At 68.2% G+C, this 13,704-nt stretch carries 14 protein-coding genes; 5 read left to right on the forward strand and 9 right to left on the reverse strand.

Annotated elements, in window-relative coordinates:
- Nucleotides 1-103 precede the first annotated feature (103 nt).
- Together H0B43_RS18175 and H0B43_RS18180 are read right to left on the reverse strand one after the other, a co-directional pair.
- Entirely contained in the window at nucleotides 104-745 is a 642-nt protein-coding gene (locus tag H0B43_RS18175) for a dihydrofolate reductase family protein (protein WP_185726658.1), read from the reverse strand.
- Between the two features lie 256 nt (nucleotides 746-1,001).
- Nucleotides 1,002-1,331, reverse strand: a complete 330-nt coding sequence (locus tag H0B43_RS18180) for a VOC family protein (RefSeq protein ID WP_185726657.1) — start codon at nucleotides 1,329-1,331, stop codon at nucleotides 1,002-1,004.
- 181 nt (nucleotides 1,332-1,512) lie between these two features.
- Between H0B43_RS18180 and H0B43_RS18185 the strand changes: the two genes are divergently transcribed.
- A complete protein-coding gene (locus H0B43_RS18185; RefSeq protein WP_185726656.1) occupies nucleotides 1,513-1,839 on the forward strand; it encodes a YtxH domain-containing protein in 327 nt (108 codons plus the stop codon).
- 180 nt (nucleotides 1,840-2,019) lie between these two features.
- Here the strand turns inward: H0B43_RS18185 and dmpG are convergent, their stop codons facing one another.
- From dmpG to H0B43_RS18200, 3 genes are read right to left on the reverse strand one after another with little or no spacing between them, the layout of a single operon-like run.
- Complete coding sequence (dmpG, locus tag H0B43_RS18190) at nucleotides 2,020-3,048, reverse strand: 4-hydroxy-2-oxovalerate aldolase (RefSeq protein WP_185726655.1); 1,029 nt, start codon at nucleotides 3,046-3,048, stop codon at nucleotides 2,020-2,022.
- Complete coding sequence (locus tag H0B43_RS18195) at nucleotides 3,045-4,028, reverse strand: acetaldehyde dehydrogenase (acetylating) (RefSeq protein WP_185726654.1); 984 nt, start codon at nucleotides 4,026-4,028, stop codon at nucleotides 3,045-3,047. The genes dmpG and H0B43_RS18195 overlap by 4 nt, the downstream gene beginning before the upstream one ends.
- 5 nt (nucleotides 4,029-4,033) lie before the next feature.
- A complete protein-coding gene (locus H0B43_RS18200; protein WP_185726653.1) occupies nucleotides 4,034-4,864 on the reverse strand; it encodes a 2-keto-4-pentenoate hydratase in 831 nt (276 codons plus the stop codon).
- 153 nt (nucleotides 4,865-5,017) lie between these two features.
- Between H0B43_RS18200 and H0B43_RS18205 the strand changes: the two genes are divergently transcribed.
- Entirely contained in the window at nucleotides 5,018-5,788 is a 771-nt protein-coding gene (locus tag H0B43_RS18205) for an IclR family transcriptional regulator (protein ID WP_185726652.1), read from the forward strand.
- 9 nt (nucleotides 5,789-5,797) lie between these two features.
- Here the strand turns inward: H0B43_RS18205 and H0B43_RS18210 are convergent, their stop codons facing one another.
- The 4 genes from H0B43_RS18210 to H0B43_RS18225 all read right to left on the reverse strand — a co-directional run bounded on the left by H0B43_RS18210 (nucleotide 5,798) and on the right by H0B43_RS18225 (nucleotide 9,303).
- Entirely contained in the window at nucleotides 5,798-7,036 is a 1,239-nt protein-coding gene (locus tag H0B43_RS18210) for an MFS transporter (protein ID WP_185726651.1), read from the reverse strand.
- A complete protein-coding gene (locus H0B43_RS18215; protein WP_185726650.1) occupies nucleotides 7,033-7,674 on the reverse strand; it encodes a GntR family transcriptional regulator in 642 nt (213 codons plus the stop codon). The genes H0B43_RS18210 and H0B43_RS18215 overlap by 4 nt, the downstream gene beginning before the upstream one ends.
- A 72-nt stretch (nucleotides 7,675-7,746) precedes the next feature.
- On the reverse strand, nucleotides 7,747-8,658 hold the full coding sequence (locus H0B43_RS18220; RefSeq protein WP_185726649.1) for a DMT family transporter: 912 nt from the start codon (nucleotides 8,656-8,658) through the stop codon (nucleotides 7,747-7,749).
- A gap of 36 nt (nucleotides 8,659-8,694) precedes the next feature.
- Nucleotides 8,695-9,303, reverse strand: a complete 609-nt coding sequence (locus tag H0B43_RS18225) for a TetR/AcrR family transcriptional regulator (protein ID WP_185726648.1) — start codon at nucleotides 9,301-9,303, stop codon at nucleotides 8,695-8,697.
- Nucleotides 9,304-9,578: 275 nt separating this feature from the next.
- On the opposite strand from H0B43_RS18225, the gene H0B43_RS18230 reads away from it, so the two are divergent.
- Genes H0B43_RS18230 through H0B43_RS18240 form a run of 3 tightly spaced genes read left to right on the forward strand, consistent with a single transcriptional unit; the run spans nucleotide 9,579 to nucleotide 13,701 of the window.
- Nucleotides 9,579-10,412, forward strand: coding sequence for an SDR family oxidoreductase (locus tag H0B43_RS18230; protein WP_185726647.1), 834 nt, complete (start codon nucleotides 9,579-9,581; stop codon nucleotides 10,410-10,412).
- Complete coding sequence (locus tag H0B43_RS18235; protein ID WP_185726646.1) at nucleotides 10,409-12,481, forward strand: acetate--CoA ligase family protein; 2,073 nt, start codon at nucleotides 10,409-10,411, stop codon at nucleotides 12,479-12,481. The genes H0B43_RS18230 and H0B43_RS18235 overlap by 4 nt, the downstream gene beginning before the upstream one ends.
- Before the next feature lie 20 nt (nucleotides 12,482-12,501).
- Entirely contained in the window at nucleotides 12,502-13,701 is a 1,200-nt protein-coding gene (locus H0B43_RS18240) for an acyl-CoA dehydrogenase family protein (RefSeq protein ID WP_185726645.1), read from the forward strand.
- The last annotated feature ends 3 nt before the right edge of the window (nucleotides 13,702-13,704 follow it).

The following is a 13,704-nucleotide window of genomic DNA, read 5'->3' on the forward strand; positions in this document are numbered from 1 at the left end:
CCGGCCGAGCTGGATAATCCCTACCTGAACACGATCGTCGGAAAGATGCGCGGACCACCAGGTAGATGGGACCCTGCTTGACCACCCGGTCGAGGATGCCATTTCACTTGTGCCAGAACAGGTGGTGGACTACCCCGCTCGGGCTGGGTATCACCTCGAGGTGGAAGCGGTCGAGCAGTTCCTCGGGTGACTCCCACAGGTGCAGACCGGATCCGTATGTGACCGGTGAGACCACCACGTGCATGGTGTCGACGAGATCGGCGTCGAGGAATTGCCGGATGGTGGTGACGCCGCCGCCGAGCCGGACATCCTTGCCGTCAGCCGCCTCCCGGGCCTGTTGGAGGACGGTGGCAGGGTCACCGTCGACGAAGTGGAACGTGGTGTCGGACAGGGTGAGGGAGGGGCGGGTGTGGTGGGTCATCACGAACACCGGGGTGTGGAACGGGGGTTCGTCTCCCCACCAGCCCTGCCAGTCGAGATCCTTCCACGGTCCGCGGTAGGGCCCGAACTTGTTGCGGCCCATGATTTCGGCGCCGATATTGCGTGGGTAGTCGCGGGTGAAGTAGTCGTCGAGCCCCCGGCTTCCGCCCGGGTCGGTGCGCATGGCCCAACTGGCCGTGGCGCCGGCCCAGGCGAACATTTCGCTGTGGTCGAGGCCGAACGGATTCTCGAGACTCTGGTGCTCACCGGCACCGATTCCTTCGCTCGAGACGCAGAAGTTCTGTACCCGCAGTAGTTGTGTCACTCGATTCTCCCGCCCGTCAGTTGATCAATGTAGAGGATCAGACTCCCCGCGTCCGCGAAACTCATCGCCGGTGGCGGTGAAATCACCAGGGTAGGAATGACCTACACCATCCACAATCCGCAACTGCGCGGCACAGAGGCCGAGGCACTACCTCCCCGCCCTGTCGCGGCGATGACGGTCCGCCTCGGGATCACCGAGTTCCTCCAGCGCGATCTGCAGCCCCAGAAGAGATGGCGTAGACCCCGACGCAGCCCGGTCACACTCCTCGCAGTCCGATCGGGTTGCCGTCGGCGTCGGCGAGAACGCAGACCCGCGCCCCGGGGGCCACTTGGCGCGGGGCGCTGCGCTCGGTCGCACCCGCCGCGAGCAGGGTTTCGCGCGTGGCGTCGAGGTCGTCGACGTCGGCGAACGCCACCGGTCCGCCGTTCTCGTCGCCCGGATTCAAGGCGACCTCGAAGCCGTCGACGTTGTAGCCGACGTAGTAGGGCTGGTCGGTGTGCGGCGCGCCGAGCAGCGCGGTGTAGACGGCCTTGGCGCCGTCCAGGTCGGACACCGGGATCACCAGGCTGCGGATGGTGGCACTCATGTTCGTCTCCTCCAGGTACAGCGGTCGCATCGGCGACCGCGTGATGGCTATGTCCATCACGTTAGAAGCCCCCGGTGGTCTGCGCTTCTCGATTCCTGATCGGTCCGGCGGATGTTTCCACTGCGCCCGCACTGGGCACGCGGTGGGAGGACCGTCAACGTATCGAACAAAGGACAACGTCATGGTGAGAGCACTGACCTTCGCAGCCGGGGTGGCCGTGGGTTTCGTCGTGGGTTCGCGGACCGGTCGGCAGGGCTACGAGAAGATGCGCGATCAGTCCCTCGAGCTCTGGCACAACCCCGCCGTGCAGGAGAAGGTGAGCAGCGCGACGCACGTCGTGAAGGAGAAGGCCCCGGAGGTGCAGCACAAGGTCGAGGAGCTGGCGAAGAAGGCCACCCATCACGGGTCCGCCGCGCACTCGGACGCCGGCACCGCAGCACCGCAGAATGGGGCAGTGCCCGTTCCGCCGGCATCGCCGGATGGCCGGCACACCCTCGATCAGGGATGAGCCGGCCGAACCAGGCCGTGCGGAACTCGGGATCACCCACCTCGATACGGCCCAGTTCTACGGTAACGGACTGGCCGACGAACTCCTTCGCGACAGCGTAGGCGGGCGACGTGAATTAGGGAATTCGATGTAGGTCGGCGTTGTCGCGAGAGTGCCGTCGGCCCAGCCGCATCCGGACGTTCAGCTCACCGCGGCGCCTGGGTTCGCGGCGATCAGGTCGAGGGCGATGTCGACGATGAGGTCTTCCTGTCCGCCGACGAGGCCGCGGCGGCCGACTTCGAGGAGCAGGGTGCGGACGTCGATGCCGTATCGCTGGGATGCGGTTTCGGCGTGCCGGAGGAAGGACGAGTAGACACCGGCGTAACCGAGGGTGAGGGTTTCGCGGTCGACGCGGACCGGCCGGTCCTGCAGGGGCCGGACGAGGTCGTCGGCGGCGTCCTGCAGCGCGAACAGGTCGCTGTTGTGCTTCCAGCCCTGCAAATCGGCGACGGCGATGAACGGTTCGATCGGGCAGTTGCCCGCACCGGCGCCGTGTCCGGCCAGGGACGCGTCGACCCGGGTGACGCCTTCTTCCACCGCGACAACGGAATTGGCGACGGACAGCGACAGGTTCTCGTGGGCGTGAATGCCGATCTCGGTGGCCTCGTCGAGCACGCCGCGGTAGGCGCGGACCCGTTCGCGGACACCGTCCATGGTCAACCGGCCGCCGGAGTCGGTCACATATACGCAGTGCGCGCCATAGGATTCCATCAGCTTGGCCTGCGCAGCGAGTTCGGCCGGGCCGGTCATGTGGCTCATCATCAGGAAGCCGGACACGTCCATGCCGAGCTCGCGGGCCTTCCCGATGTGCTGGGCGGAGACGTCGGCCTCGGTGCAGTGGGTGGCCACGCGGACGGACCGCACACCCAGACGGTAGGCCTGCTCGAGTTCCGCGATGGTGCCGATGCCGGGCAGCAGCAGCGTGGTCAGCCGGGCGTGGGTGAGGTTGGCGGCGGCGGCCTCGATCCATTCCCAGTCGGTGTTGCTGCCGGGACCGTAGTTGAGGGAACCGCCGGCGAGTCCGTCGCCGTGCGCGACCTCGATGCCGTCGACACCGGCGGCGTCGAGGGCGGCGACGATCTTTCCGACATCGTCGGGGGTGATGCGGTGGCGGACCGCGTGCATGCCGTCGCGGAGGGTGACGTCTTGGATGAACAGTTGGGTGGTCATCGGGTTGCTCCCTGTGCTGCCGTCGGGGCGGCGATCGTGTCGGCGATGCTTTCGGCGTAGCGCACGGCGGCCGACGTCATGATGTCGAGGTTCCCGGCGTAGGCCGGCAGATAGTGCGCCGCTCCCTCGACCTCGAGGAACACCGACACCTGGTGGGTGGGCGCGGCGGGGTCACCGGAGGCGAGCAGGGTGTGGACGGGCTGGCCGTCCGGGACGGGCGTGATCTGGACGTTCTGCTTGAGCCGGTAGCCGGGCACGTAGGACGCGACGTGCGCGACCATCACCCCGATCGAGTCGCGGATCGCGTCGTGGGTGCTCGGGTCGGGGTCCGAGATCAGGCACAGGACCGTATCGCGCATGATCAGCGGCGGGTCGGCGGGGTTGAGGATGATGATGGCCTTGCCACGGTGGGCGCCGCCGACGGATTCGATGGCATGCGATGTGGTTTCGGTGAATTCGTCGATGTTCGCCCGGGTGCCCGGACCCGCCGACTTCGATGCGATGGACGCGACGATCTCGGCGTACGCGACCGGTGTCACCCGGGAGACGGCGGCGACGATCGGGATGGTGGCCTGACCGCCGCAGGTGACCATGTTGACGTTGGGGGCCGTGCGGTGTTCGTCGAGGTTGACCGCCGGGACGACGAACGGGCCGATCGCGGCGGGGGTGAGGTCGATCAGCCGTTTGCCGAGCGGTTCGAGCAGGGCCGCGTTGGCGGTGTGCGCCTTCGCGGAGGTGGCGTCGAAGACCACGTCGATGTCGTCGAAGTTCGGCAACTCCAGCAGACCCTGGACGCCGTCCGCGGTGGTGGGGACGCCGAACCGGCGGGCGCGGGCGAGCCCGTCGGAGTCGGGGTCGATGCCCACCATCGCGCCCATCTGCAGAACGTCGGAGTGGCGGATCACCTTGATCATCAGGTCGGTTCCGATGTTGCCGGATCCGATCACCGCGACGGTGACCTTGCGGGGGCTCTCGCTCATGGTTGTCACTCCTGGGTGAAGGTTGCGGTGACCGATCCGAGACCGGTGATGTCGGCCCGGACGGTGCCTGCGGTGGCGATCGCGGCCATCGGTCCGAGCGCCCCGGACAAGATCACCTGGCCGGCGCGCAGGGGCTGGCCGAACTCGCGTGCGGTGCGCGCGAGCCAGGCCAGCGCGTGGAGGGGGTCGCCGAGGCAGGCGGCCCCGGTTCCGGTGGACACCTCGGTGCCGTCGATCGACATCTGCATCTGCGTGGCGACCGGGTCGAAGGAGTCGAGGGTGCGACGTTCGGCGCCGAGAACGAACAGTCCGCTCGACCCGTTGTCGGCGACCGTGTCGGCGAACGTGATGTCCCATCCGGCGATTCGGCTGTCGACGATCTCGAGGGCGGCCACCGCGTAGTCGACGGCGGCGCGGATCTGGGCGTCGTCGAGTGGTCCGTCCACCAGGTCGTCGGCGAGGACGAACGCGATCTCGGCCTCGGCCTTCGGCTGCAGCAGCCGAGACAGCGGGATCGGGGTGGACTCGTCGCAGCGCATGTCGTCGAGCAGCACACCGAAGTCCGGTTGGTCGACGCCGAGTTGCTGCTGGACCGCCGGGGAGGTGAGGCCGATCTTGCGTCCGACGACGCTCGCACCGGACGCGATCCGGGCGGCGATGTTCCGCTCCTGCACGGCGTACGCGGCCGCGACGTCGTCGGGCCCGATCAGGTCGCGGATCGGCGCGCACGGTGTGCGGGTTCCGGCGGCGGCATTCAACCGCTCGGCGGCGGCGGCGATCGCGTCGGCGGCTGCCTGCGCCGTGAGGGGCACGCTGGTGCCCTGAGGTGTGCTCATCTGACTTCCCGATGTGATCGTGGGGAACGGACTGTGGTTCCACTGTCGCTGCCGGACGATCGCGGGCCAAGCATCGCGTTCCACTGAGTCGAACGTTGCCCCGTATCGTGGACGGCATCGCCGGGAACAGCGGCAACGGAGGTGGCATGCACAGTGTCTGATCAGGAGTTCGACCGGACAACCGTCCTGGGCAAGGTGATGTCGGTGCTGCACGCGTTCACCGTCGACGACTCCGCCGTGTCACTCGCCGAACTGTGCCGGCGGACGTCCATCCCCAAAGGCACGCTGCACCGCGTCCTCGCCGACATGGTGGCCGTGCGGATGCTGGACCGGACCGACGCCGGCTACCGGCTGGGAGGGTCCCTGTTCGAGCTGGGCATGCGGGCGTCGGTCGAGCGCAGCCTGCTCGAGGTGGCCATCCCGTTCATGGAAGATCTGTACGTGCGCACCCACGAGACGGTGCACCTGGGGGTACTCGACGGGACGGAGGTCGTGTACCTGTCGAAGATCGGCGGTCACCGGCAGGCGAGCGCACCGTCGAGGATCGGAGGTCGAATGCCGGTGCACTGCACCGCGATCGGCAAGGTGCTGGTCGCGCATGCCGACAACGCGCTGCAGGAGCAGGTGCTCGCCGCCCCGCTACCCCGCTACACCCCGCGCACCATCGTCCTGCCCGGACCGCTGCGCACTCAACTCGACCGCATCGCGACCGAGGGCGTGGCCTACGAATACGAGGAATCCGCCACCGGCATCGTGTGCGTGGCCGCCCCGGTCCGCGACGGCGAGAACGTCGTCGCCGCCATCAGTGTCACCGGGCCGTCCCACCGTTTCCGCCCCGAGGCCCACACCAGTTCGGTGCGCACCGCCGCCGAGGGAATCGGTGTCACCCTCGCCCGGCGGTCGCGATTGCTCGCCGAGAAGTGATAACCGGCTTCAGTGCTTCGCGATGGGGAGGTGCTTGCGGTAGCCGGCGACCACCGCGATCGTGGAGAGGCCGAGCAGGATGACGAGAACACCCAGCAGTGCCAGCGTGGTGAAGGGCGGCGTGAGTGCTGCCAGGATCGTCGGGACGATGAAGCCGAGGTAGGCGATGGCGTAGAAGACGCCGGTGAGCCGGGCCAGCTCGGCTGCGGGGGCGATGCGCTGAACTTCGAGCAGGCCGGAGACGAGGCCGATCCCGAAACCCGCACCGAAGACCACGCCGGCGAGTGCGCCGACCAGCAGTTGGTCGGCTGCCACCGCAAACATCATCACCACCAGTCCGGCGGTGAGCGTCACGAGCGATACGACGGTGCCACGTGCGCTGGAGACGGAGTCGATCCTTTTGGCGACGGGCTGGATCAGTGCGCTGGACACGAGTGCGATGACACTGAGGCCTGTGGCGTAGGCCAGGCTGAGGGAACCGGCGGCGTCGGCCAGTAACACCGGAAGGTATCCGTAGGACAGTGCGCACGCGGCGAAAAGCCATGGCCCGCAGACCACCACGATCCGCAGGAATCGCCGGTGTGACACCGAGGGAACGTGGAGGCGGGTGCGCAGGCTCGGTCGGTGCGCCGAGGGGAGCACCGTTTCCGGCGGTCGCCGGGTGAGCCAGAGGAACGGGAGCGTAACGGCGACATGGATCGCATAGGGCAACACGGTGGGCGCGGGTCCCCACTGCGCGATGGTCCCGGCGACCAACGCGCCCGACGCCGATCCGAGAGTGAAGGCCAGCGACGCGCGGCGGGCACCGGCACCGGCATCCGACCCCACGTCGTAGGGCATCTGCGAGACTTCCTTGAGCCAACTGGTTCCGACGGACATCGCGGTTCCGACCGACATGCCCGCGAACAATCGGCCGAGGTAGATCGGCGCGGAACCGAACTCTCCCAGTGCGAGCAGCGCACTCGCCGCGAGGCCGAAGCAGACCGCGTAGAACATGGGCGTCCGTCGGCCGCTGTGGTCGGAAATCGCTCCGGCGACCACGAGCGCCGGCGCCAGTCCGGCCACGTAGATGCCGAGGAAGAGGGTCACTGTGCTCGTCGAATAGTGCTGGATGTCGCGGTACAGCAACAGCATCGGGCTGAACTGGTTGCCCGACCACGCGCAGACGAACAGTGTCCCGAACACGAGCACCCAGGGACGCGCCCGGGTCGGGCTGTCGACGGTCGCGGTGATCTCCTGTGTGCTCACAGTGCGCCCTGATACCGGTTGAGATGGGCGACCAGTGCGGCGGTGAACCCGTCCTCGTCGCCACTCGTGAAGCAGGCTGCGAGTTCCTGGTGGTCGGTGAACGACGACACCAGGTTGGCGGGATCGATGCGCAGCAGCAAGTTCCGCAGTCGCTGCTGCCGTCCGCGAAGCTGCTCGTAGAACTGTCGTGCCAGCGGGTTACCGGAGGCCTCGATGAGTAGCGCGTGGAAGTCGTCGTCGGCGTCGACGAACCCGGCCACGTCGCCGGCGGCGACGAGCGCCTCCTGACTGTTCAGGTTCTCGGCGATCCGGTCGGCGATGCGCTGGTTGGGACCGCCCGCGGCGAACACCTGCCCGGCCGACGCCGCTTCGATGGCCTTCCGCATGGCGAGGACGTCCGCCGCCTCCGTCGGCGTCATCGGACGGACGATCGCACCCTTGCGCGAGACGAGGTCGAGGAGTTGCTCGGCGCCGAGCCGCAGAAACGCCTCGTGCACCGGGGTTCGACTGATCCCCAGCTCAGCGCCGATGTTGCCCTCGCTCACCAACTGGCCGCCGACGAGATCGCCGCTGAGGATCTGGCTCTTCGTGTGGGCATACGCCCGCTCGGCTGCGGCGGACCCGGTTTGCATCGTCATGACAGGCACCCTACGCCTTGCATGGAAGCTTGCATACAAGTCCCCGGGTGAGTCCTTATCGAGGTCGGGCGGTCAATAAGTACTCCCGGGCGCGGAGCGCACGAAGGGTAGGGCTGCGGACGCGATGAGGACGACGGCCATGCCCGCCCACTGCACCGGCGACAGTTGCTCGCCCAGCAGGATCTGTGCCGCGAGCACTCCGACGACCGGTTCGAGCAGTCCGAGGAGGGCGACGGAGGCCGATCCGAGTGCGCGCACGGCGATGAAGGAGCAGCCGATGCCGATGGGCATCAGGAGTAGCCCCTGGAACAGGATGGAGCCCCAGCCGCTGGGTGCGAACGTCCAGGACTGCCCGTCGACGAATGCGATCGCGCCGGTGGCGATTCCGGCGCCGAGTGATGCGAGTGCGCCCGCGGCGGCTGGGCTGACCTGGTGCACCCACCGTTCCCCGACCACCAGGTACAAGGCGTACCCGGCGGCGCTGAGGAGGGCGAGGATCGCCCCGTTCAGGGCGACCGCGGATGTGCCGGCGCCCGCGACGAGTGCGATGCCGCCGGACATCGCCAGGGCCAGCATGAGCTGACCGCGGTTGATCCTGTTCCGGGTGACCACCCATACCAGTGCCATCACGAACAGCGGGTAGATGTGGACGATCACGACCGCGATCTGGGCGCCGGTGACACGCACTGCCGCGAAGAAGCACAGCAACTGGATGCCGAAGAGCGGGCCGCAGACGAGGCAGAGTCCGATGGCGGAATTCCACGTCACGCCCCTCAGCCGTCCGGTGGACGAGGCCAGAAGGAACAGCAGTGCGGCACCGACGAGGCTGCGAAGGCAGACGAGGACCGCCGGCGACACGCCGCCGGCGTAGCCGATCGCGGCGAACGTGGGGGTGAGTCCGTAGGCGACCGCCGAGGCCGCACCGCATCCCCAGGCGACCGCGCTGCCGCCGCGCGTGTGCCGTGTGGTGGTGCTAACCGTCATGGACCCGACCGCGCCGGGCGACCCGCGAAGGCAGGATCACCATGTGCGCGGCGCGATGAGCTCGTCGTGGACGAACTGCACGAGAACCTCTTTCATCGCGGCGACGGTCATGTTCGGTGCACCGGTGAGCACCTGGATGGCGGTTCCGTCGGTGAGCGCGGTCAGCCGCTGGGCGATCGTCTCCGGGTCGACGTCGGTGCGGAAGATCTCCTGCCGTTGCCCACGCCGGACGATCTTGACGACGGTTTCGTGCCAGCGCGCGTAGTACGTGTTGTGGAAGGGGCGGAGTTCCGGTCGGAGTGTTGCCTCGGCCCAGAACTGCAACCAGATGGACCACTCGTCGCGCAGCGGCCCGACTCGGGGCAACTGCATGTCGATGAGGCGGAGAAGCCGTTCGTGGGCGTTGTCGATCGCCTTGAGTTCGCGGCTCTGGCGGTCGAAGGCGTTGTCGATGGCGTGGCGGAGGGCGGCGGTCAGGACGTCGCTCTTGCCGGGGAAGTAGTAGTGCACCGCCCCGGTGCTGGTGCCGACGACCTGGGCGATGTCGGAGATGCGGACCGAGTGGTATCCGCGCTCGGCAATCAGCTGTGCCGCGGCGTCGAGTATCGCCGTTCGTCGCGCGTCTTCGGTGAGTTGAGCGGTCACGGCCCCTCCTTCGGTAGTCGTCCTGACTGACCCATCAAATCATACGCCGCAAACTGACGCATCAGTCAGACCTAGAACGATCTGCCCGGAAATAATCGACGGTCGGGAAGTAGAGGTATAAAAGCAGCTAAAAGCGCTTTCGAACGGCAATGAGGAATGTGTATGCGGAATCGCTTTCCGCTCGACCCTTGACATCTGTGGCCCCGGTCACGGTATAACTGATGCATCAGTCAGACCCGAGTGGTCGAACGGTAGCGACGAGAGGCGAACGCTCGATGGAATGTGAGAACCCAGGTGGAGGCGCCGGGCAGGTGCTGCGCCCCGACGTCCATCGCGGGCGGGTAGTGCTGGTCACCGGTGGAGGCACGGGGATAGGGCGCGCGATCGCACTCGACATGGCTCGGTGCGGAGCCGACGTCGTCATCAGCGGTCGCCGGTCCGAACCCTTGGACAAGACCGCCGCCGAGATCGAGGCGCTGGGCGCCCGGGCGCTCGCCGTGCCCGCGGACATCCGCGAAGAACAGCAGGTGACGTCCCTGGTCGACCGTGCCCTCGAGACGTTCGGCCGCATCGACATTCTCGTCAACAACGCCGGCGGACAGTTCGCGGCACCGGCCGAGGACATCACGAGCAAGGGGTGGCGCGCCGTCCACCGCCTGGCCGTCGACGCCACCTGGGCGGTCACCCGGGAGGTCGCCGTCCGCGCGATGATTCCGCAGCGGTCGGGATGTATCTTCTTCATGGCGTTCTCCCCGCGTCGCGGAATCGCCTCGATGGTCCATGCGACCTCGGCGCGCGCGGCCCTCGAGAACCTCGCCTCGGGACTGTCCCTGGAGTGGAGCCGGTACGGAATCCGGTCGATCTGCATCGCTCCCGGCACCATCGCGACGGAAGGCATGGAGGAGAACTACACCGAGGAGGCCCGCGCCCAGTGGACGTCCGCGGTCCCGTTGGGACGGCTGGGCACCGCCGAGGACGTGTCGGGCGTCGTCACGTTCCTCGCCTCACCGGCCGGAAGTTACGTCACCGGAACCACTCTGGTGATCGACGGCGGCGCCGACGCCTGGGGCACGGGACATCCCGCGCCGAAGGTCGAGGTGACGGAATGAGCACGATCGCCGACCGCGACCTCACCGCGCTGTTCGACCCCCGGTCGGTCGCCATCCTCGGGGCGAGCAACGACGAGACCAAGTACGGCAACTGGCTCAGCGTCCAGGCCCTGCGTATGACGGGCACGAGGGCGGTCCATCTCGTCAACCGGCGCGGCGACCGCATCCTGGGACACCCCTCCCTGCGGAGTCTGGCCGAACTCGACGAACGGGTGGACCTCGTCGTGATCACCGTCCCGGCACAGGGATTCGAGGAGGCCGTGGACGACGCGCTCGCCGCGGGCGCCACCGCCATCGTCGGCGTCACCGCCGGATTCGCCGAACTGGGCGCCGCCGGACGGGCCGTGCAGGAGCGGGTCGTGGCGCGGGTGCGGGCGGCCGGGGCCGTGCTGCTCGGACCGAACTGCCTCGGCGTGCTCGACTCTGGCACCGCGTTGACGCTCGCCTCGAACCCGCTTCCCGCCGGACGCGTTGCGCTGCTCTCGCAGAGCGGCAACATGGCGCTCGAACTCAGCCAGTTCCTCGAGGCCCGCGGACACGGATTCTCCCGGTTCGCCTCGCTCGGCAACCAGGCGGATCTCGGCGCCGCCGACCTCATCCGCTCCTGCGTCGAGCACGACGACACCGATCTCATCGCCGTGTACTGCGAGGACTTCGGCGACGGGCGGGCGTTCGTCGATGCCGCCGCCCAGGCGACCCGGGCCGGGAAACCGGTTCTGCTGTTGACGGTGGGCGGCAGCGAGGCCTCCATCCGCGGGGCGCAGTCGCACACGGGGTCGCTGACCTCCGACAGCGCGGTCATCGACGCCGCCTGCCGGGCCGCCGGGGTGTACCGGGTATCGAGCCCGCGGCAACTCGCCGACGTCGCGGCTACCCTCCTCAGCTACGGCCCCGCGGACGTGCGCCGGGTCGGCGTCGTCGCGGACGGTGGCGGGCACGCCGGTGTCGCATCCGACGTCGTCGAGGCGGCGGGACTCGCGGTGCCGGAGTTCACCGCCGACATCAGCGACGCACTGCGCGCCCTGCTGCCCCCGTCCGCCGGGGTCGCCAACCCGGTCGATCTCGCAGGCGCCGGAGAACAGGACATCACCTCGTTCGAGTCGGTTCTCGACACCATCCTGCGGAGCCCGGCCATCGACTCCGTCCTGCTCACCGGATACTTCGGCGGCTACGGCAGTTACGGCGAGAACCTCGCGCGAGCGGAGATCGACACCGCCCGCGCACTGGCGAAGACGGCCCGCGCCCACGGCAAACCGGTGGTGGTGCACACCATGCATCCCGACAGCGCCGCCGCACGTGTCCTGGCCGACAGCGGTGTCCCCGTCTTCCGTGCGGTGGAGGACGCCGCGGGCGCGCTGGGCGTCATCGCCGAAACCGCTGCGCCGCAACGTCAGGAGAGTACGGACAGCGTGCCCTCCGAGCGGGTCACCAGCGACGCGTACTGGGATTCCCGGGAACTCTTCCGCGACGCCGGCGTCGAATTTCCCGCCGCACGACTGGTGCAGAATTGTGCCGAAGCGGTGACGGCGGCCGAAACCGTGGGATTCCCGGTGGTGTTGAAGGCGATGGGTCTGCTGCACAAGTCCGACTCCGGCGGAGTGGCCCTGGGTTTGGGGTCGGCGGACCAACTCGCCGACGCGTTCACCCGCATGGACGCCTCACTCGGAGCGCCCGCCTACTGTGTCGAGGCGATGGCCGACCTGACCGAGGGGGTCGAGCTCATCGTGGGTGTCCAGACCGACCCGCGGTTCGGTCCCGTCGCGATGGTGGGTCTCGGTGGCATCTTCACCGAGGTCCTCGCCGACGTCGCGTTCGCGCTGGCACCCGTCGACGCGGACACCGCCCGCGGTCTCCTCGACAGCTTGCGGGCGTCCGCCCTGCTCCGAGGGGTTCGCGGCCGGCCACCGATCGACCTCGACGCCGCGGCGGACGCTGTCGCCGCCATCACGACCGTCGCCGTCGCGCACCCGGAAATCGCGGAACTCGAGATCAACCCGCTGCTCGTCACCCCGAAGCAAGCCCTCGGGCTCGACGCGCGCATCGTCCTCAGCTCATCGAACAACAACTGACACAAGGAAGTTCTCACATCATGGAATTCGCATACAGCCCCCGCCTCGCCGACCTCAAGGAGCGCGCACGCGCCCTGACCGACACGATCATGCAGTTCGAGGACGAGTGCGAAAGAAACAACGGAATTTCCGACGAATCCCACGCCACCATCAAGGCGGCCGTCCTCGCCGCGGGACTGCAGGCGATCAACACCCCCGTCGAATACGGCGGAGCCGGATTGACGGTGCTCGAACAGGCCGTCGTGCAGGACGAACTCGGCAAACTCACCAACGCACTGTGGGACACGGTGTGGCGGCCGGCAAACCCGCTGACCCACGCGACGCCCGAGCAGCGGGAGCGTTACCTGATCCCCGGTGCCCGCGGTGATCGCCGCGACGCCGTCGCGATCTCCGAGGCCAACGCCGGTTCGGACTTCTCCGCGGCGAGCACCACCGCAACCCCCGACGGCAACGGTGGCTACATCATCAACGGCGAGAAGTGGTTCGTCACGGTCGGTGACGTCGCCGACTACCTCATCGTGCTCGCCAACGTCGAACCCGATCACGCCGCCACGATCTTCCTGATCGACGTCGACACCCCGGGTGTGAAGATCAAGCACATCCCGCGCTACACCCACACTTTCGTGTACGAGCACCCCGAGTTCACATTCGAGAACGTGCGTGTCGGCGCGGACGCCGTGCTCGGCGGTATCGGGCAGGGCCACGACCTCACCCGCGACTGGTTCACGGAGGAGCGGCTGATGATCGGCGCCCGCACGATCGGTGCGGCCGAGCGGGCCCTGACCCTGGCCGTCGACTGGGCCCGGGAGCGGGTGCAGGGCGGCGAGCCGCTGATCAACCGTCAGCTGATCCAGGGCATGATCGCGGATTCCGTCGTCGACATCACCACCAACCGGGCGCTCACCCATCAGGTGGCGTGGGAGTTCGACCAGGCCGACCCGAATGATGCCGACCTGCGAAAGACGCTGCACGCCAAGGCTGCGACGGTGAAGCTCGCCGCATCCGAGGCGTCCAACCGGGTGGTGGACCGGGCCGTCCAGATCTTCGGTGGCCGCGGCTACATCCGTGACTACCCCGTCGAGCGGCTGTGGCGCGAGCTGCGCGTCGACCGCATCTGGGAGGGCACGTCGGAGATCCAGCGCCTGGTCATCGCGAACGAGGCCAACAAGCGGGGTCTCGAGAATCTGCTGTCGTTCCGCTACGCGGCCGGGGAGAAGTAGCAC

This window comes from Rhodococcus sp. 4CII (genome assembly GCF_014256275.1).
Taxonomy (GTDB): domain Bacteria; phylum Actinomycetota; class Actinomycetes; order Mycobacteriales; family Mycobacteriaceae; genus Rhodococcus_F; species Rhodococcus_F wratislaviensis_A.